The organism is Ruegeria sp. YTSA108, from assembly GCF_059610185.1.
In genome coordinates this window covers 46,384-64,410 of the sequence record NZ_JBXWND010000010.1, presented here as the reverse complement: position 1 = coordinate 64,410, position 18,027 = coordinate 46,384, and the positions used below count along the sequence as shown (strand labels likewise).

The following is an 18,027-nucleotide window of genomic DNA, read 5'->3' as shown; positions in this document are numbered from 1 at the left end:
ACGCGGGGTAGGGAAGGTTCTGCATCTGTCAGGACCTTCCCTCTGATCAATCCGCTTTCGTCTGCCCCAGATCGCAAATCACTTGCCATTCGGCATCGCTGACCGGTTGCACGGACAGGCGGGAGTTTTTGACTAAAACCATCTCGCCCAGACGTTCGTCCATTTTGATCTGATTCAGCGTGACCGGGATGGTGAACGGGCGCACGGCTTTGATATCCACACATTCCCAACGCTCATCCTCGGTGGTGCTGTCTGGATGGGCTTCGGCGCAAACCTCAACAATGCCGACAATCGCCTTGTCTTTTTGCGAATGATAGAAAAAACCACGGTCGCTCACGGCCATCTGCCGCATGAAATTGCGTGCCTGATAGTTGCGCACCCCATCCCATTCTTCGCCCTCTGCGCCCTTGGCGACTTGCTGGTCCCAACTCCAGGTCGAGGGTTCGGATTTGAACAGCCAATAAGCCATCAGCCGACCACCTTTTTCCAGACGATCAGATCAACTGACTGGAACAGTCCTGCATTGGCATAGGGATCATTGTCGGCCCAGTTTTGCGCCGCCGTCATATCCTCGACCTCGAGGATGATCAGTGATCCGATCATCGCATCGCCTTCCAGAAGGGGTCCGGCCTGGGCAACAACACCGGTTTCTTCGATATAGGCCAGATGGGCGGAACGGTTATCCAGCCGGGTTTGCAGCGCGTCGGGTTTATCCTTGGCGATAAGGGCGATCAGCATGTTATTCCTCCTTCAGGGGTCGGTTCAGCAGCCAGCGCATGGCTTCACCAACGCTGCATTTTCCGGTGCTTATTTCTGAAACGATTGTGCTTATGGGCATGTCCAGGTCTTCGGCCTTGGCAATTTTGGCCAAAGCCTTGGCCGTGGCAACACCTTCGACGGTTGTGTTTGTGTCAAAAGCATCCTGGCGCCCAAGCGACAGGCCAAATCGATAGTTCCGGGACAGTTCGGAACAGCAGGTCAGTACCAGATCACCCATACCCGACAGGCCCATCAATGTTTCAGGGCGGGCCCCGCGCATCAGCGCAAAGCGCTGCATCTCGGCAAAGCCCCGCGTCATAAGGGCGGCACGGGCGCTTTCGCCCATGCCTTCGCCAATGCAGGCCCCGCACCCGATGGCCATGACGTTTTTCAAGGCCCCACCAAGTTCGGCGCCGATAGTATCCGCGGTGCGATAGAGGCGCAGATTTGTGGTGCTCAATTCATGCTGCAGGTCACGGCCAATCGCATCATCCGCACAAGCGAGGGTCAATGCGGTGGGAAGGCCGCGCGCGATGTCGTTCGCAAAGCTTGGCCCGGTCAACAGCGCAGCGCGCGCCTCTGGGACGGTTTCACGGATAACGGAAACCGGCCCAAGGCCCGAGGTCAGCTCTATCCCTTTGCAGCAGGCGACCAGCGTTTTATCTCTGAGGGTAGCGGAATGCGCACACAACGCGCTCCGCAATTTCTGCATCGGCACGGACAGGAGGATGATTTCGCTTTCTGCCGCCAGATCAGCGTCCGAAGTAACCGTAATCGCCTTGGGCAAAGGTGCATTCGGCAGGCGCGCGCTGTTTACGCGATGGTTCTGCATCATCTGGGCCTGTTCCGGATCCCGAGCCCATAGCGTGACGGGGCCTTTCCCGGCCAGCGAAATCGCCAGAGCTGTTCCAAACGCTCCGGACCCCAGAACCGACACGCTCATGCTTTGGCTCCTTTTTTGCCGCTGCCCAACATGGCCGGGCTGGTTTCATCCAGAGGCCAACGCGGACGCGCGGTCAGGGTCAGATCATCGCGGGCACCAGTGCGGAAACGTTCAATTCCGGCATAGGCGATCATGGCGGCATTGTCGGTGCACAGGGCTAACGGAGGGGCGGTAAATCGGGCACCTTTTTCGACGCAGATAGACTCTAACACGGTACGAATGGCCGTATTTGCCGCAACGCCGCCCGCAACAGACACAACCGCCTCCGCAGGGCCTTCCAATAGGTAAAGGTCGATTGCGCGGCGGGTTTTCTCGGCCAAAGTGTCCACGATGGCCTGTTGGAACCCGGCGCAAAGATCGGCGCGGTCCTGTCGCGTCAGGCCACCTTTTTCAGCCACGATCTGGTCGCGCATTCGCATCAGCGCGGTCTTGAGCCCGGAAAAGGACAAATCGCAGCCCGGACGGTCCAGCAGTGGCCGCGGAAACCGGAACCGCTTGGGATCGCCCGTGCGGGCTTCGACCTCGACCGAGGGGCCACCGGGTTGCGGTAGGCCCAGCAGGCGGGCTGTCTTGTCAAAGGCCTCTCCCGGGGCATCGTCGATGGTGCCGCCGAGACGGGTGAACTGCTCGGGCCCATGGGCAATCAGATATTGGCAGTGCCCGCCCGAGACCAGCAGCATCAGGTAGGGAAACGCGATCCCGTCCGTCAGGCGTGGCGTCAGCGCGTGACCGGCCAGATGGTTGACTCCGATCAATGGCAGGCCCGTGGCGGCACTGATCCCTTTGGCGCACATGACGCCCGACATAACCCCCCCAATCAGGCCGGGACCGGCGGTTACGGCAATAGCGTCCATGTCGGCAAGGCCCAGACCCGCGGCCTCTAACGCCTGAATCACACAGATATCCAGCTTTTCCGCATGCGCGCGGGCGGCAATTTCAGGGACCACGCCACCAAATGCGCTGTGCAATTCGGTCTGGCCATAGACAACCGAGGACAGCACCTCGGCGGCTGTATCATCGGATTGGCGCACGACTGCGGCGGCCGTGTCATCACAGCTGCTTTCCAACCCGAGGACAGTAAGTGTTTGCACCATTGGCCTGATCCGTTACACCTTGGTTGCCAAGCGGGGTATCACCCTGCGCGGATGCAAACAATCCCAAGGCCGAAGGCGCCAACTGTTGTATTTGTTGATGACCCGCCCGCGCGCTGCGTCTGAAAGGTTCGTCGCGCAGTTGCCAACCCGCATCAGAAGCCGGGTAGAGGTTATCCATTCGCCGATTCTGGAAATCAAACCTTTGGCGGTGCAAGTGCATGCGGATGAAGCAAAGGGGCTGATCTTTACTTCGGCCAACGCCGTTAATGCGGCGACGTCTTTAGATGTATCTCGAAAGATGCCGGCCTTTTGTGTGGGTCCTGTTACCACCGGAACGGCCAAAGGCGCTGGCTGGGATGCCCGGATGGTGGGTGCTACCGCCGAAGAGCTGATTGCAAACCTGCTAAAGCACCGGCCCCAAAGCCCGCTGCTTCATCTTCGGGGGGAGCACAGCCGGGGTAACATTGCTGAACGGTTGACCGAATCCGGTCTGGCTGTGCGTGAACAACCTGTCTATAAACAGCACTTGTTACCGCTCACAGATCGGGCAGGCGCCGTTGCTGAGGGCAATGAACCGGTGATTGCCCCCATATTTTCACCCAGAACAGCGCGACAATTTGCCGACATCTGGGTGGGTTCGGCACCACTTTGGCTGGCTGCAATCAGCGAGGCCACGGCTGAACCCCTTTATTCCTTGGATTATGTCCGCCTGAAGATTGCCAAAGAGCCGACACCGAAGAAAATGCGGAAAGCCGTTAAAAAGCTTGTGAAACATGCGATGCGGGTTGAGGGCGGCGAGGCCACAGATTAACTTAGTCTGGTTAGTTGTTCAGGTTGTTTTGGATTCGAAAAGGGGAACATTGCGGTGGCTGGTAAGAAGAAAACCGATCAAAAGCCGGAAGATGACCCTAAGGCTGACGCAGTCGAGGACATTGTCCAGACCCCGGATGAGGCACCTGTTGACGATGCTGACCCCGTAGAAGAAACGCGTTCCGAAGCCGAAGCCGAAGCCGAAGCCGAAGCCGAAGCCGAAGCCGAAGCCGAAGCCGAAGCCGAAGCCGAAGCCGAAGCCGCTCTTACGTCGCCTGATCAGACCGTCGCAGAACCGCCGGTCGAAAAACGCGGCGGCTTTATCCCGGCGCTGATTGGCGGTGCGATTGCTGCGGCGGCCGGGTTCGCTCTGGGTCAAAGCGGCGCGTTCTCCTCGGGTGAGTCCGACGCAATCGCCGCGCTTGAGGCGAAGCTGACCGCACAATCCGATCAGATATCAACACTGTCGAAGTCTCTGACCAACGGGTCGGACCTGTCCCAGAAGATTGACGCGCTGACCAGCCAAATCGCGCCAATCACCGCTGATCTGGATGGGGTGAAGTCCAGCATATCCGATCTGACCAACAAGGTTGATCCGCTTGCCAGCCGTTTGGCCGAGTTGGAAAGTGGCGCGCTGACGCAGGGCGCTTCACCTGAAACCGGCGCGGCCATCGAAGCCGAGCTGAAAAAACTCCAAGACTCTTTGGCCGCGCAACGGGCCGAGGTGGAAAAGATGGTGTCCGACGCTCAGACGCTCGAGGCCGAGGCTGCAGCAAAATCGCTGGCGGCGACCAATGCAGCCCTTCTGTCACGGGTGCATGAACAGTTGAATACGGGTCAACCTTATGGCGAACTGATTGCAGAACTGAAGGCCGCAGGCGTAACCGTTCCCGAGGCGCTGGCAGCACCGGCAACCGAAGGTGTCGCGACGATTGCAGCACTTCAGGACAGCTTTGCGCCCGCTGCGCGCACGGCGCTGGCCGATGCGCGGGACGCGGACAAGGGCACCGGAATTGTCGCGTTTTTGCAGCGCCAGACAGGTGCACGTTCGGTTACCCCGCAAGAAGGTGACAGCCCCGATGCGGTCCTGTCGCGGGCTCAAGCCGCTTTGTCGGGCGGAGATGTCTCTGCTGCCCTGGATGAGCTGAAATCCCTGCCCGATGCAGCCAAAGCTGCATTTGAAGGGTGGGAACAGGCGGCCCAGACGCGGGTTTCTGCTGTGGATTCTGCAAATGCGCTTGCCTCAAGCGCGAACTCGAACTGAGGGGCCTGCTATGCTGTGGTCACTGTTTAAGATCCTTGTTTTTGTTGCGATTGTCGGCTTGCTGGCTCTTGGCGCCGGGTTCCTTATGGAAACCAAAGGCGGGGTGCAGATCACAGCGGGTGGCACGGAATACACGCTTGGTCCGCTTCAATCGGTCATTGCGCTGGGCGTGATGATCATTGCGATCTGGCTGTTCTTCAAGCTGCTGACCCTGCTGATCGCCACGCTGAAATTCCTCAATGGGGATGAAACAGCCCTGTCGCGTTATTTCGACCGCAGCCGGGAACAGCGCGGATATCAGGCATTAACCGATGGGATCATGGCGCTTGCCTCGGGTGAGGGGCGGATCGCGATGAACAAGGCCGCCAAGGCCGAAAAGCTGCTGAACAAACCCGAGCTGACCAACCTGCTGGTGGCCCAGGCCGCCGAGATGAATGGCGATACCCAAAAGGCATCTGAAACCTATAAGAAACTGGTGACGAATAATGCCACGCGTTTTGTGGGGGTGCGCGGTATCATGAAGCAGAAGCTGGCCGAAGGCGATGATGACACCGCCCGGAAGCTGGCCGAAAAGGCATTGGCCATCAAGCCACGCCATCAGGAAACGCAAGATATCCTGCTGGGCCTGCAGACCAAGTCGCAGGATTGGGCTGGGGCGCGATCAACGCTGACCGCCAAGCTGAAATCCGGGCATTTGCCCCGCGATGTGTTCAAGCGCCGCGATGCGGTGCTCGCCTTGTCCGAGGCAAAGGGCATTCTGGACGAAAGCTCGACCGTAGAACAGCAGGAACAGGCAATCGAGGCCAACCGCCTTTCCCCTGATTTGGTGCCGGCCGCTGCGATGGCCGCCCGTGCCTATATCGAAAAAGGCAAGCCGCGTGCCGCAACGAAGATTCTGAAAAAAGCATGGGAGGCACAGCCACATCCCGATCTGGCCCATGCTTTTGCCGATATTGCACCGGATGAATCACCGGCCGAGCGCATCAAACGCTTTGCGACGTTGACCCGCATACACGCGCAGAATCCGGAAACCTGCCTGATTCTGGCCGAGTTGAACATCGTCGCCGAAGATTTCCCCGAAGCCCGCCGCGCGCTGGGGGATGTGGTCGAAAAACAGGCTGATGCCCGCGCCTATACGCTGATGGCAGCGATTGAACGTGGCGAAGGGGCCTCGGATGTGGTTGTGCAGGGCTGGCTGGCAAAGGCGCTGAACGCGCCGCGCGGGCCGCAATGGGTCTGCGACAACTGCCATGACATTCAGCCGGAATGGGGTCCGGTCTGTCAGAACTGCCACAGCTTTGACACGCTCAGCTGGCAAACGCCGCAAACGCCAGAGATCGCCTCGGCCACCGGTGTTCACATGCTGCCGCTGATCGTTGGCGCGCTTGAGGACAAGGCCGACACCGATATGGATGAGGTCGACGAGGCCGATGAGCCTGAGGTTATCGAGGCAGAGATCGAACCGGTTCGGCCTGATATCGAACCGGCCATCGACGAAAAGACCTAGCGCGCACTTTCCACGTCGAAGGCGTCGTTCCACAGCTTGAACAGCTCGGCCCGTCGGTTCTGATCTCTGGCCACCAATAGAGCCGGCGACAGGGCGATGAACCTTCGGGCGCTGGGCGTTAACCCCGTATCGGCTGTGTCCATCTGGGCGACGAGACCCGAAGTTGCCAGCAGGGTTTGCGCCTGTGGCGACAGGAGAAAATCCAAGAATTCCGTGGCGGCTTGTTTGTTCCGCGCCTGGCGCGGGATCATCAGGGCACGTGACAGGACCAGAGTATAGTCTTCTGGCAGGATCACCCCAATGCCCGGGGCCTTGGCATTGGCCACATAAGACCCCAAAACGTTATAGGCGATCAAAAAGCGCCCATTGGCCACATCGCGGATGATTTCCGCAGAACAGCAAGTGGCCACCGCGTCGATACGTGCAAAACCTTCGATCAAAGAGCCGAAAGTCGTGGCCTCAAGGCTGTCTCCATAGGCAAACAGATAACCCAGACCCGAGGCCGCGATGTCATAGGTTGCCACGCGCCCACGCAGTAGATCCGGCTGGGTTCGCATCATGTCCAGCAGGGCGAACCGGCTGCGTGGGACGTTCTGATCCTGTAACAAGGTCTTGTTGTAGACGATGACGGCGGGTTCGGTGGTGATCCCCCACAGCTCATCCCGCCAGCGTCGCGCGGCGGGCAGGGCATTGGTAAGGTCGGATTGAAACCGGTGTCCGCAGGCCGAATTCACCAGCCAGACCATCTGTTGAATCGCGGATGAGAACACGATGTCTGCAGGATTCTCACCTGATTTACAGACAGTGCGGCTGTGTTGGAACAGAGCGTTAGATCCCCATTGTTCATAAGTGACCTGCAGATTGGGGTTCAGCGCCGTAAATCGTTCGAGCACGGGGGCGATGATCGCAATGTCGGTGGTTGACCGGATCAACATCGGATCCTGACCTGCGCCGAATTCTGCGATGGCTTCTTGGGCGCGCGAAAGCGAAGGAATCAAACTCAGCGCTACAAGGGCTAGGGCTCGGATCATGTGCTGCTCTCATCTGTTCTGGCCGGGAAACTCAGCGCAGCGCGAAACCCGGTTTCATCCCGCCCCATCTCGACTCGGCCGTCAAAGGCCTCAGCGGTGGATTTCACGATGGACAGGCCCAGGCCGGTGCTATCCTCGCCCGAACCTGTGCTGCGATTGAACCGGTCCCCCAGCTGATCGGCGATTATGGTCGCAGGCCCGGGCCCCTGATCGCGCACCCACAGAACAGCGCGCGCGCCCTCTTGCGCGGCGCCAATACGGACGGGTGGCAGGCCATGACGCAGAGCGTTGCCAAGCAGGTTCTTGGCGGCTTCGCCGATCGAAAAGGCATCGCCATTCACAAGAACTGGCGTATCGCCGATTTCCAGACGCACCTCGATAGTGGGGGCCATCAATTCATGATCGCTGTGTTCCAGCACGTCCAGCGCCACTTCGCGCAGGTCGACGGGCAGCCGCGGGGCGCTGTCGATACGGTGGATCACCATGGCGCGCGACAGCAACTGATCCAGCAGCGTGCCCAGTGACCGGGTGCGCCCCAACAGCCGATCCAGCGCGCGCGTGCGGGCTGGAAGGTCGGGATCGTCCTGCGCAATCTCGGCCTGTACCCGGATTGCGGCCACGGGTGTGCGCAGCTGATGGGCGGTGTCGGCAATCAGGTTGCGCATCGTGTCCACTTGTCGATCCAGCCGCCCCATGAACCGGTTCATCGCGCTTAGCATCACCTGCAACTCGTGTGGCAACCCGTCGCTGGCCATCGGTGTCAGGTCATAAGGATCGCGGCGGGTCAGGTCATCGGACAGCGCCTCAAGCGGGCGCAGGGCCGAGCGGGTGACAAACCACGACATGATCAGCAGCAACATCCCGGCCACCGCCATGGGCAGCAAGGCATCGCGCATCAGGCCCACGGTCATGGATTGGCGCGCGCGCAGGGTTTGGCCGACCAGAATTTCCACCTCGCCCGAGAAATCGCGCTCGGCAAACAGGCGGGTTACGCGGACGAAACGGGCGGGTTCCCCGTTCAGATCAGAGGCGAAATAGACCGGCGCAGTGCCAGTCTGTGGCGGCACCTCGATCACGGTGTCCCGGTCCAGCCCGGTTATGAACGGGCCATCCGGTACCTGAACCGCATAGAAAATACGGTCATCAGGCGCCTGTGCCAACAGTTGAAAGGCCGAGACTGGAAGATCGACAAAGGGTTGGCCATCTTGAATGCGAACGGATTCGGCAATGTCACTGGCCGCGCCCAGCAGCAGCCGGTCATAGGCCTGCCGCGCAGCAAGGCGACCATTGGCCCAGATCGACAGGCCAACCAGAAACCCGCCCAGAACCAGGATCAGAACCACCGCGCTTAGAACGCGGGCCGTCAGGCTGTGGGGCAGGCGCAGCCTAGTCATTCAGACCGATCCGATACCCCACCCCACGCTGGGTGGTAATGCTGATGGCGCTGCCGGTGAATTTTTTGCGGAGCCGTGCGATATACAGCTCGATCGCGTTTTCCCCCACATCGGCGTCTTCGAACCCGTAAAGCGAGTTATACAGCCGGGATTTCGACAGATACTGACCTTCGTGCCGGATCAGGGCGTCCAGGACCGCCGCCTCGCGCGCGGTTAGGTTCAGGCGTTTACCGTTCAGCGTGGCGCTGCGATCCTTGGCGGCATAGATCAGCGGACCCAGCGTGATCTGTTCGCTTTTGCGATCGGCATCGCGCCGGACAAGGGCGCGCAACCGCGCCTCAAGCTCGCGCTGGTCAAAAGGCTTGCCCAAATAATCGTCGGCACCTTTGTCCAAAGCGGCGACACGATCTTCGACTGAAGTCAGTGCTGTCAGCATTAGCACTGGGGTGCGGTCGCCGCTGTCTCGGATTTTGCCCAGAAAGTTCAGGCCGGACCCGTCAGGCAGGTTTATATCCAAAAGCATCGCGTCATAGGTTTGAACTGCGCGGAAATCACCTGCGGATTCGACAGTGGTCGCCAGATCGCAGACAACGCCCGACCGCGCTAGATGAGCTATTACGCCTTCGGCCAGATCTACGGCATCCTCGATCATCAATACGCGCATTGTCCCCCCGCGCCCTGCCCTGAATTTCTGTGACAGGTTCGTGACAGCATTATTCTGTAAACAGTACCAGCCCGCAAGGACAGTCCCTTGCAGGAACAGGTTTCGGTTGCAGGACGCAGCCCAAAAAGACCAGAGGAGGAGACACGAATGAAACTGTTTGGAACAAGCGGCGCGATTGCGGCTGCTGTTTTTGCCCTGTCCGGCGTGAGCGCCAGCGCACAGGAATGTATTGCCCCGGCCAACCCCGGCGGCGGTTGGGATTTCACCTGCCGTCAGGTCGGTAAATCTCTGCAGGATCTGGGTCTGATCGACCAGACCATGCAGGTTGTGAACCTGGCCGGCGGCGGTGGCGGTGTTGCCTTTGCCGAGGTCGTCAACAAGCGCGGCGAGGATAATGAGCTGATCGTAGCGGCCAGCGCAGCCACGGCGACCCGCCTGGCGCAGGGCGCCTATCCAGGCAACACCATGGATCAGGTGCGTTGGCTAGCGGCCATCGGTGCGGATTATGGCGTGATCGCCGTTGCAGCCGATAGCGCGGTTAACACGCTGCCCGACCTGTTGGATCAGATCAAATCCGATCCGACGTCTGTGTCCGTGGCGGGCGGTTCCGCCGTGGGCGGTTGGGATCACCTGAAGGTTCTGATCGCGGCCAATGCCTATGGCATCGAGGACGTACGGTCGGTCAAATACATCGCCTTTGATGGCGGCGGCGAAGCTGTGACCCAGCTGTTGGCCGGTTCGGTTCAAGCCTTTACCGGTGACATCTCGGAAGCCAAGGGTTTTGTCGACTCGGGCGATATCAAAGTCATCGCCGTATTGGCGCCTGAACGTCTGCCCGGCGAATTCGCTGATTTCCCGACGGCCAAGGAACAGGGCATTGATGCCATCGGCGCAAACTGGCGCGGGTTCTACGCCCCTGGCGGAATGAGCGATGAGGCCTATGGCGATTGGGTCGGTAAGATCGGTGATCTTTACGCCTCGGATGAATGGAAAGAGGTCATGGCCGCCAATGGTCTGGCCCCGCTGGACCTGCAAGGCGCAGCTTTCCAGGATTTTGTTGCGCAATCCGTGGGTCAGATCCAGACCATCTCGAAAGAGATCGGTATCATCAAATAAGACCAGCACTCACCTGAGAGCGGGGTGTCGCGCCGGGCGCGCGGCACCCCGACCAGGCCCATACTTCCCTTACATAGGAGATACCCATGAGTGATCGCATATTCGGGGTCTTCGGCATTCTTCTTGCCATCGGCTTTGCCCTGTCAGCGCTGGCGATTGAAGAGAGCTTTCTGTCAGACGCGGTTGGCCCCAAGGCCTTTCCACTGATTGTCGCCGCCATCCTTGGCCTGTCCAGCGCGGTCATCGCGTTGCGCCCGGATGCCGAGCCCGAGTGGCCCGCGCTGGGCCGGCTGGTCGAAGTCGGCGCCGCTGTAGTCGTGATGATCTTCTATGCCGAGCTGTTGCCGGTTCTGGGATTTGTAATCTCTACCGCCTTTGCTGCGGCTTACCTGGCCTGGCGGCTGGGATCTGGTCCGATCGAAAGCGTAATGGTCGGAATCGGTACTTCTGTCGGTATCTACGTCATCTTCCATCTGGTTCTGGGCCTGTCACTGGCTCGCGGACCATTGGGTTTCTAAGGGGAACGTCATGGAAACTCTTGCATCCCTTGGCGATGGATTCGCTATCGCGCTAACATGGCAAAACTTGTTGCTGGCCCTGTTGGGTTGTTTTCTGGGCACGATCATGGGCGCGTTGCCCGGTCTGGGCCCGTCGAACGGCGTGGCCATTCTGATTCCTCTTGCGTTCACGCTGGGGCTGGGCGCGACGCCGTCTCTGATCCTGCTGACCAGTGTTTATTATGGGGCAATGTATGGCGGGAGAATCTCGTCGATCTTGCTGAACATCCCTGGGGACGAGCCTGCGATGATGACCTGCTTGGACGGGCATCCGATGGCCAAAAAAGGCCTTGCGGGCGAGGCGCTCTCGCTGTCCGGTATCGCCTCATTCATTGGTGCGTTTCTGGCCACATGGGGCCTGATCTTTCTGGCGCCGCAGCTGGTCAAGATCGCGCTGCTGTTTGGACCGGCTGAGTATTTCGCCCTGTTCGCGCTGGCCTTCATGACGCTGGGCGGCGTGTCCTCGACCAATCAGGCGAAATCGGCTTTTGCCGCTGCGCTGGGCCTTGGGTTGGCGACCATTGGTGTCGATACCCAGACCGGCGTACCGCGGTTCACCTTTGGTGAGGTGCACCTGTATGATGGGCTGGATTTCCTTGTCGCCATTGTCGGCCTGTTTGCCCTGTCCGAAGTGTTCATCTTTCTGGAAAACCGTCATGGCGGGTCGGATGCCGCTGGGCGCAAGTTGAATATCGGGCGGCTTTACCCGCCGATGTCAATGATCAAGCAATGCATGCCGACCATGCTGCGCACCTCATTCCTGGGCTTTCTGGCGGGGGTTCTGCCGGGGGCCGGGGCGTCTTTGGGCTCGTTTATTTCCTATTCGATGGAGAAACGGCTGGTCGACAAGGACAACACATTTGGCACCGGTGATCCGCGTGGCGTCGCCGCGCCCGAGGCCGGCAACAACGCCGCCGCCGGGGGGGCCTTGGTGCCGATGCTGGCGCTGGGCGTGCCGGGGTCAGGGACCACCGCCGTGCTGCTGGCGGTTCTGTTGGCGCTGAATATCACGCCCGGACCGCTGCTGTTCACCCAGAACCCGGATGTGGTCTGGGGCCTGATTGCGGCACTGTTCATTGCCAACTTTATGTTGCTCGCGATGAATATCCCGATGGTGGGCCTGTTCACCCGCGTCCTGATGGTGCCCTCGCGTATCCTGATGCCCGTCGTGGCGATGGTCAGCTTTGTGGGTATTTACGGCATCTCGGGGTCCAGCTTTGATCTACTGGTGATGATTGGGTTCGGTGTCATGGGCTGGGTTCTGCGCAAGCTGGACGTGCCGCTGGTGCCGATCATTCTGGGCACGCTGCTGGGCAACTCGATGGAGAATAACTTGCGCCGCGCAGTCACCATCGACAATGGCAACTGGTGGACGCTGGTTGACAGCCCGCTGGCCATCGGCTTGTGGTCCATTGCCCTGATCGGATTTGTTCTGCCTCTGATCGTAGGCGCGCGTGTCAAAGCCAAGATGCATCAGCGCCGCGACGAAGAGGGCGCGATCAGCGACTGACCGCATTGGGCGTCACCGCAAACCGGTGGCGCCCGATTAGGTAAGATTTGGGGTCGCGTATCCTGATCTGAAACAAAAAATTGAAACATTTGGCAAAAACCGCGTTATTGATAGGCACAAAGCTGTTGTGCGAAGGATGCCAGAATGGAACTCAGTGACGAAATCCGCATCGCTGCCCCGCGGGACGTGGTGTATGAGGCGCTGAACAACCCCGATATCCTGCAGGAATGTATCCCCGGCTGCGAAGAGCTGACCCAATCTTCGCCGCAAGACCTTGAGGCAAAGGTGGTTCTGAAAATCGGTCCGGTGAAAGCGCGGTTCGCGGGTCAGGTCACGCTGGATAAATCCAAGGCACCGGACGGATTTTCGCTGCAGGGCGAGGGCAAGGGCGGGGCTGCGGGGTTTGCCAAGGGCGGTGCCGATGTGACCCTGACCGAAGACGGGTCCGAGACGGTTCTTGCCTATACTGCTAAGGTGGATGTCGGCGGCAAGATCGCCCAGCTTGGCAGCCGTTTGATTGCCGGGACTGCCAAGAAACTGTCGGGGAAATTCTTTACCCGGCTCGGAGAGATCGTCTCAGAACAATCCGGCAGCTAGCCAGTTTCGCGCATTTCAGTTGACGGCGACCTCATTCGGCGCAATCACAAGAAAAACTGGCGGGCCAAACCCGAAGCAGGAGGCCAGAGTGATGGATTACGCGCAGCTGGAACGTCTTGAGAAGCGGGTTTCACTCAAGCCCAATGACCGACAGGCCATCCGGCAGCTTGTGACGATGCTGGAATACTCCAACCTACCGAAACAGCATCTGGGCGCCTACAGCAAAGCGCAGCTTGAGGTGACGGGCGGGTTGAAAAAGGGCTGGCAGGCAGCCCTGGTCGACACCGGACGGCAGACCGCCGCCTATTCTGGTTGGATGAAAGCCCTGGACACACAGAAAATCCAGTTGGCCGTGCCCATCGCCCAGATCTATGTGGGTCAAACCATCACCATCAATGGCGAGCATGGGAATTGCGGCCAACGCCTGAATTTCTTTGAAGAAACCAAGGTGATTTGTGGACTGTGCCACGAGTGCTACAAGGTGCAGATCCTGCCTGAGAACCTTGAGGGGATGTTTCAGGTCTATTTCTTGCTGCTCAACCTGCAGCTGCCCAGGGACAATGCCAGAAAAAGCATGATCGAGCTGCGCGAAGCGGTCAAGTTTCCCTATAAGGCGTATATCTATTGTGAGTCGATCGCAGAGGCGAAAGAGTGTCTTGCGATTTTCCGTGCCGCACAGGCGGAATTTGAGATCACTGGGGTTCACTCAAAAATATCCCACGGATGTTCTGAATACAGTATGGAATACCCCGCGTTTAAGTATTCCGATGGTGCGGGGGACGACTTTGAAACACCATCCGATTGGAGCGGGATCGAAGAGGCGTATTTCACGGACATTCCGATGCCTGCCCCGGAAAGACCAAGCAATTCCAAACCGATCCTCAGCTTGCGGGACGTTTTTGCCTTTCGGACATGGGTCAGGTTCGCTGAGCTGATCGGTGATAAATCCTGCGAAAAATATGGGACGCGCCTTGGCCCGGAGCTGCCTCAGCCCTTCGTCAAGCGTGTACAGGGGCAGGCGCGGGACCGGCACAGGGAAATGGTGGAGCTTTCTGCACAGGGTTAGCAGCTGTAGCCCATGTGCCAGTGCTGACGCGCGACCGTGGTCTAGACCGGAAAGTCCAATCCCAAATCCACGGTGCGCGCCGAATGGGTCAATGCACCTGAAGAGATATAGTCAACACCCGTTGCCGCGATTGAGGCGATGCGATCCAGCTTCACATTGCCCGAGGCTTCGGTCTTGAGCCTGCCATCCACCATCGCCACCGCCTCGCGCAGCATGTCATTGTCCATATTGTCTAACAGGACGACCGAGGCGCCTCCGACCTCAAGCACTTGGGCCAGTTGGTCCAGACGGTCGACCTCGATCTCGACGGCCATCATGTGGCTGGCATGGGCCTTGGTGGCCTCCAGCACCTGACGCACCCCGCCAGCGGCTGCGATGTGGTTGTCCTTGATCAGGATCGCATCTGACAGAGAGTATCGGTGGTTGAACCCGCCGCCATGCAGCACGGCCAGTTTTTCAACCAGACGCAGGCCGGGGGTTGTTTTGCGGGTGCAGGTGACGCGGGCATTTGTGCCTTTAGTTTCAGCCACGAAGCCGGCGGTCTTTGTGGCGATCCCGGTCAGGCGACCGGCAAAGTTCAGGGCCACCCGTTCGCCCGACAGGATTGAGGCGGCCGATCCCTTGATGGTCATCAGCGTATCGCCTGCCTTACAGGGTTGGCCATCGGCAATATGCGTGGTGATGTCCAATGAAGGGTCGATCAGGCGAAACGCCAGCGCCGCGACTTGCATGCCGGACACGACCGCATCCTCGCGCGCGTTCAGGCAAGCATCATAGGTGGTATCCGCCGGGATCACCGCGCGGGTGGTGACGTCGCCATAGCTGCCAAGATCTTCCATCAGGGCAATGCGGATCATCGGTTCAAGGACAAGATCGGGAACGGTAGAGAAGCTCATGATTGCTCCTTGCAGGCCTGCGCGCGGATGGCGAGTGCTTGGGAAAGGTACATCTCGGATCGTTTGCCGGGTCCGGCCGAGGGGTCGGGGAAATCGGATCGTTCATGCGCGCCGCGGCTTTCTTCGCGCGCCAAAGCGCCCGCCGCGATTAAAGTGGCGGTGGCGCACATGTTCAGGAAAGACGGGTTGTCGCTGTTTGCTGCCTCTAGCCGCGCGATGATACCAAGCGCTTTGATCAGGCCCTTGCGATCACGGATAACGCCAACATAGCGGGTCATGGTCTGGCGCAGCTCTGTCACGGCGGCAGGGTCAGATGGGGTGCCGCCGTCCTGAAAGGTGATTTCCAGCGGCGGCGTCGCGCTAGGTGTTGGCAGGGTCCGGGCGATGCCTTCCGCGCAGATGCGGGCGTAGACCAGCGCCTCAAGCAGACCGTTCGAGGCCAGACGGTTGGCGCCGTGCAACCCGGTCGAGGATGCCTCACCGCAGACCCATAAGCCGTCGATACTGGCGCATCCGCTGGTGTCGGTCGCGATGCCACCCATGTGGTAATGCGCTGCGGGGGCGACGGGGATGGGCTCCTGCGCCGGGTCGATTCCATTGCGGGCGCAATATTCCGCGACCGAGGGGAACTGAGCCTTGATCTCCTCGCCCAGAACCTCGCGCGTGTCCAGCATGGGGCGGTTGCCCGCCTGAACCTGAGCATAGATGGCGCGGGCGACGACGTCGCGCGGGGCAAGCTCGGCATCCGGGTGGATGGCCTGCATGAACCGCGCGCCATGACGGTTGACCAGAATGGCGCCTTCACCGCGCAGCGCTTCGGTTGCCAGCGGCGCAGGGTCTTCGCCGACATCCATGGCGGTGGGGTGAAACTGCACAAATTCGGCATCCGAAATCAGCGCCCCCGCGCGCGCAGCCATACCGATGACCTGCCCACGGATACGCGGCGGGTTGGTGGTCAGCGCATAGAGCCCACCGGACCCGCCCCCGGCCAGCAAAACCGCAGCCCCGCGCAGCATCACCGGGGCTGACCCGCCATTATCCGCACGCTGAATGCTGACGCCGGTAACGCGCCCGTCTTCGAAGTCCAGCCCAAGGGCCATGGTGCCCTCCAGAACCTGGATCGACGGGGTTTCGTGCACCTGTTCGATCAGGGCGGCCATGATCTGCGCGCCTGCCTGATCGCCCTTGACCCGGACGACACGGGCAAAGCTGTGCGCGGCCTCGCGCGACAGCACGTAATCGCCGCCCGCGGTCCGGTCGAAAGGCGTGCCCAGCGTGGTCAGGTCCAGAATATAGTCGCGCGCCTGACGCGTCACCAATTCAGCCACCTGCGGATCAACGGTGCCCGCACCGGCATTCACGGTGTCGTCCGCGTGGCTTTCCGGGCTGTCATCAGCGTCCATCGCCGCAGCCACTCCCCCCTGCGCCCAGGCAGAACTAGCACCCTCGCCCAACGCTTCAGGAGAGATCATCACCACCGGATGCGGGGCCAGTTTCAGCGCAGCATAGAGCGCGCCCAGCCCGGCGCCCACGATGATAACGCGGTCGGTGGTGAGGGTTTCCATCTCGGATCAGAGACCCAGCTTTCGCGACAGGTCGATCATCGCCTGCACCGAATGGCGCGCTTTTTCCGCGATCTCGGCGTCAACCTCGACCTGACCTTCCATCGTGTGCAGCACATAGAGGATTTTTTGCAGCGTGATCTTCTTCATGTAGGGGCACATGTTGCAGGGGCCGACAAAGTCGACCTCGGGCAGTTCATCGGCGATGTTCGAGGCCATCGAGCATTCGGTGATCAGCATCGCCTTTTCGGGCTTTTCGGTGCTGACATACTTAATGATCCCGCTGGTCGAGCCAGAGAAATCGGCCTCGGCCACCACTTCGGGCGGGCATTCCGGGTGGGCAATCAACCGTGTGCCCGGATTCCATTTGCGAAAATCGCGCAGGTCCTGGGCGGTGTATTGTTCATGCACGATGCACGAGCCCGGCCAGTACACGATGTTCTTGCGGCTTTCATTTGCCACGTTCTGCGCCAGATATTGATCCGGCGTCATGATGACGGTGTCGGATTCCATCGCATCGACGATCTGAACGGCGTTGGACGATGTACAGCAGATATCGGACGCGGCTTTCACCTCGGCGGTGGTGTTCACATAGGAGACGACCGGCGCGCCGGGGTATTTGGCGCGCATCTCGTCGATTCCCTCGGCGGTGATGCTTTCGGCCAGCGAACAGCCTGCGGCCATGTCCGGCATCAGCACGATTTTCTCGGGGCTCAGGATTTTCGAGGTTTCGGCCATGAAATGCACGCCCGCCTGTACGATCACGTCGGCTTCGACGTCGCTGGCCTTCATCGCCAGTTGCAGACTGTCACCCACAAAATCCGACACGCCATGGAAAATTTCAGGCGTCATGTAGTTATGGCCCAGAATGACCGCGTTCCGCTCTTTTTTAAGCGCATTGATCGCCTTGATATAGGGCGCATAGATCGCGAAATCCGGCGGCGTCACCACCCGGTCCATCCGGACATAGGTCTCCTGCATTTCCTCAACCAATTCGGTCGAAGGTGTCAGGTCATAATGCTGTGAAAGCACATTGGTGATGCTCTGGTGAGTGACATTCATCTCGGCAGTCCTGCCTTGCGTATTGGGGTGGGAAAGGGGTCGGAATTCGTGCTGCCCGACCGTCCAAGAAAACGGTTGATTTCAAAGGCGCACGCCTCTGATCGCACAATTCGAGCGGTTTTGGTCATGCGATCTGGATCATTCCGCATAACCGATGCCTTCGGTCGATACACATGCATAGCAAATCGGCATGAA

18 protein-coding genes are annotated in these 18,027 nt (G+C 59.8%); 8 read left to right on the top strand and 10 right to left on the bottom strand.

All coding sequences use genetic code 11. The features are described 5' to 3' along the window. Positions 1-46: 46 nt before the first annotated feature. The 4 genes from AC2FHW_RS14425 to tsaD are packed head-to-tail and all read right to left on the bottom strand — an operon-like array spanning position 47 to position 2,796. Positions 47-469 carry an EVE domain-containing protein gene (locus AC2FHW_RS14425; protein ID WP_496822115.1) on the bottom strand — a complete coding sequence of 141 codons (423 nt, stop codon included), beginning with the start codon at positions 467-469 and terminating at the stop codon, positions 47-49. Next, complete coding sequence (locus AC2FHW_RS14420) at positions 469-738, bottom strand: YciI family protein (protein WP_142637484.1); 270 nt, start codon at positions 736-738, stop codon at positions 469-471. The genes AC2FHW_RS14425 and AC2FHW_RS14420 overlap by 1 nt, the downstream gene beginning before the upstream one ends. A 1-nt stretch (position 739) precedes the next feature. Continuing rightward, on the bottom strand, positions 740-1,702 hold the full coding sequence (locus AC2FHW_RS14415) for an NAD(P)H-dependent glycerol-3-phosphate dehydrogenase (RefSeq protein WP_142637486.1): 963 nt from the start codon (positions 1,700-1,702) through the stop codon (positions 740-742). After that, positions 1,699-2,796 (bottom strand): tRNA (adenosine(37)-N6)-threonylcarbamoyltransferase complex transferase subunit TsaD, encoded by a 1,098-nt coding sequence (gene tsaD / locus AC2FHW_RS14410; RefSeq protein ID WP_271950666.1) that lies wholly within the window; start codon positions 2,794-2,796, stop codon positions 1,699-1,701. Before tsaD ends, AC2FHW_RS14415 begins: the two co-directional genes overlap by 4 nt. Positions 2,797-2,893: 97 nt before the next feature. Between tsaD and AC2FHW_RS14405 the strand changes: the two genes are divergently transcribed. Genes AC2FHW_RS14405 through AC2FHW_RS14395 form a run of 3 tightly spaced genes read left to right on the top strand, consistent with a single transcriptional unit; the run spans position 2,894 to position 6,377 of the window. Next, entirely contained in the window at positions 2,894-3,607 is a 714-nt protein-coding gene (locus AC2FHW_RS14405) for a uroporphyrinogen-III synthase (RefSeq protein ID WP_271950668.1), read from the top strand. A gap of 54 nt (positions 3,608-3,661) precedes the next feature. Beyond that, entirely contained in the window at positions 3,662-4,870 is a 1,209-nt protein-coding gene (locus tag AC2FHW_RS14400; protein WP_496822113.1) for a COG4223 family protein, read from the top strand. Between the two features lie 10 nt (positions 4,871-4,880). Next, the gene (locus AC2FHW_RS14395) at positions 4,881-6,377 is read left to right on the top strand and encodes a heme biosynthesis protein HemY (protein ID WP_271950672.1); all 1,497 of its coding nucleotides are present in this window, start codon (positions 4,881-4,883) and stop codon (positions 6,375-6,377) included. On the opposite strand, the gene AC2FHW_RS14390 is transcribed toward AC2FHW_RS14395, so the two are convergent. Genes AC2FHW_RS14390 through AC2FHW_RS14380 form a run of 3 tightly spaced genes read right to left on the bottom strand, consistent with a single transcriptional unit; the run spans position 6,374 to position 9,466 of the window. Then, the gene (locus AC2FHW_RS14390) at positions 6,374-7,408 is read right to left on the bottom strand and encodes an ABC transporter substrate-binding protein (RefSeq protein ID WP_142637498.1); all 1,035 of its coding nucleotides are present in this window, start codon (positions 7,406-7,408) and stop codon (positions 6,374-6,376) included. The two genes, AC2FHW_RS14395 and AC2FHW_RS14390, sit on opposite strands and share 4 nt — an antisense overlap. Next, positions 7,405-8,802, bottom strand: a complete 1,398-nt coding sequence (locus AC2FHW_RS14385; RefSeq protein ID WP_496743511.1) for a sensor histidine kinase — start codon at positions 8,800-8,802, stop codon at positions 7,405-7,407. Before AC2FHW_RS14385 ends, AC2FHW_RS14390 begins: the two co-directional genes overlap by 4 nt. After that, positions 8,795-9,466, bottom strand: coding sequence for a response regulator transcription factor (locus AC2FHW_RS14380; RefSeq protein WP_142637501.1), 672 nt, complete (start codon positions 9,464-9,466; stop codon positions 8,795-8,797). The genes AC2FHW_RS14385 and AC2FHW_RS14380 overlap by 8 nt, the downstream gene beginning before the upstream one ends. A gap of 147 nt (positions 9,467-9,613) precedes the next feature. On the opposite strand from AC2FHW_RS14380, the gene AC2FHW_RS14375 reads away from it, so the two are divergent. The 5 genes from AC2FHW_RS14375 (at position 9,614) to AC2FHW_RS14355 (ending at position 14,312) form a co-directional block, all read left to right on the top strand. Then, positions 9,614-10,582, top strand: coding sequence for a Bug family tripartite tricarboxylate transporter substrate binding protein (locus AC2FHW_RS14375; protein WP_142637503.1), 969 nt, complete (start codon positions 9,614-9,616; stop codon positions 10,580-10,582). Positions 10,583-10,668: 86 nt separating this feature from the next. After that, positions 10,669-11,100 carry a tripartite tricarboxylate transporter TctB family protein gene (locus AC2FHW_RS14370; protein WP_281973875.1) on the top strand — a complete coding sequence of 144 codons (432 nt, stop codon included), beginning with the start codon at positions 10,669-10,671 and terminating at the stop codon, positions 11,098-11,100. A 10-nt stretch (positions 11,101-11,110) separates the two neighbouring features. After that, positions 11,111-12,649 (top strand): tripartite tricarboxylate transporter permease, encoded by a 1,539-nt coding sequence (locus AC2FHW_RS14365; RefSeq protein WP_142637508.1) that lies wholly within the window; start codon positions 11,111-11,113, stop codon positions 12,647-12,649. Positions 12,650-12,793: 144 nt separating this feature from the next. Continuing rightward, on the top strand, positions 12,794-13,246 hold the full coding sequence (locus AC2FHW_RS14360) for an SRPBCC family protein (RefSeq protein ID WP_142637510.1): 453 nt from the start codon (positions 12,794-12,796) through the stop codon (positions 13,244-13,246). Positions 13,247-13,337: 91 nt separating this feature from the next. Further along, the gene (locus tag AC2FHW_RS14355) at positions 13,338-14,312 is read left to right on the top strand and encodes a hypothetical protein (protein WP_496822111.1); all 975 of its coding nucleotides are present in this window, start codon (positions 13,338-13,340) and stop codon (positions 14,310-14,312) included. Positions 14,313-14,353: 41 nt separating this feature from the next. Here the strand turns inward: AC2FHW_RS14355 and nadC are convergent, their stop codons facing one another. From nadC to nadA, 3 genes are read right to left on the bottom strand one after another with little or no spacing between them, the layout of a single operon-like run. Further along, positions 14,354-15,208, bottom strand: coding sequence for a carboxylating nicotinate-nucleotide diphosphorylase (nadC, locus tag AC2FHW_RS14350; RefSeq protein WP_142637514.1), 855 nt, complete (start codon positions 15,206-15,208; stop codon positions 14,354-14,356). Then, positions 15,205-16,773 carry an L-aspartate oxidase gene (locus tag AC2FHW_RS14345; RefSeq protein WP_496822109.1) on the bottom strand — a complete coding sequence of 523 codons (1,569 nt, stop codon included), beginning with the start codon at positions 16,771-16,773 and terminating at the stop codon, positions 15,205-15,207. The genes nadC and AC2FHW_RS14345 overlap by 4 nt, the downstream gene beginning before the upstream one ends. 6 nt (positions 16,774-16,779) lie before the next feature. Next, positions 16,780-17,832: a quinolinate synthase NadA gene (gene nadA, locus AC2FHW_RS14340; RefSeq protein ID WP_496814472.1), complete on the bottom strand. Its 1,053-nt coding sequence runs from the start codon at positions 17,830-17,832 to the stop codon at positions 16,780-16,782. Positions 17,833-18,027 lie beyond the last annotated feature (195 nt).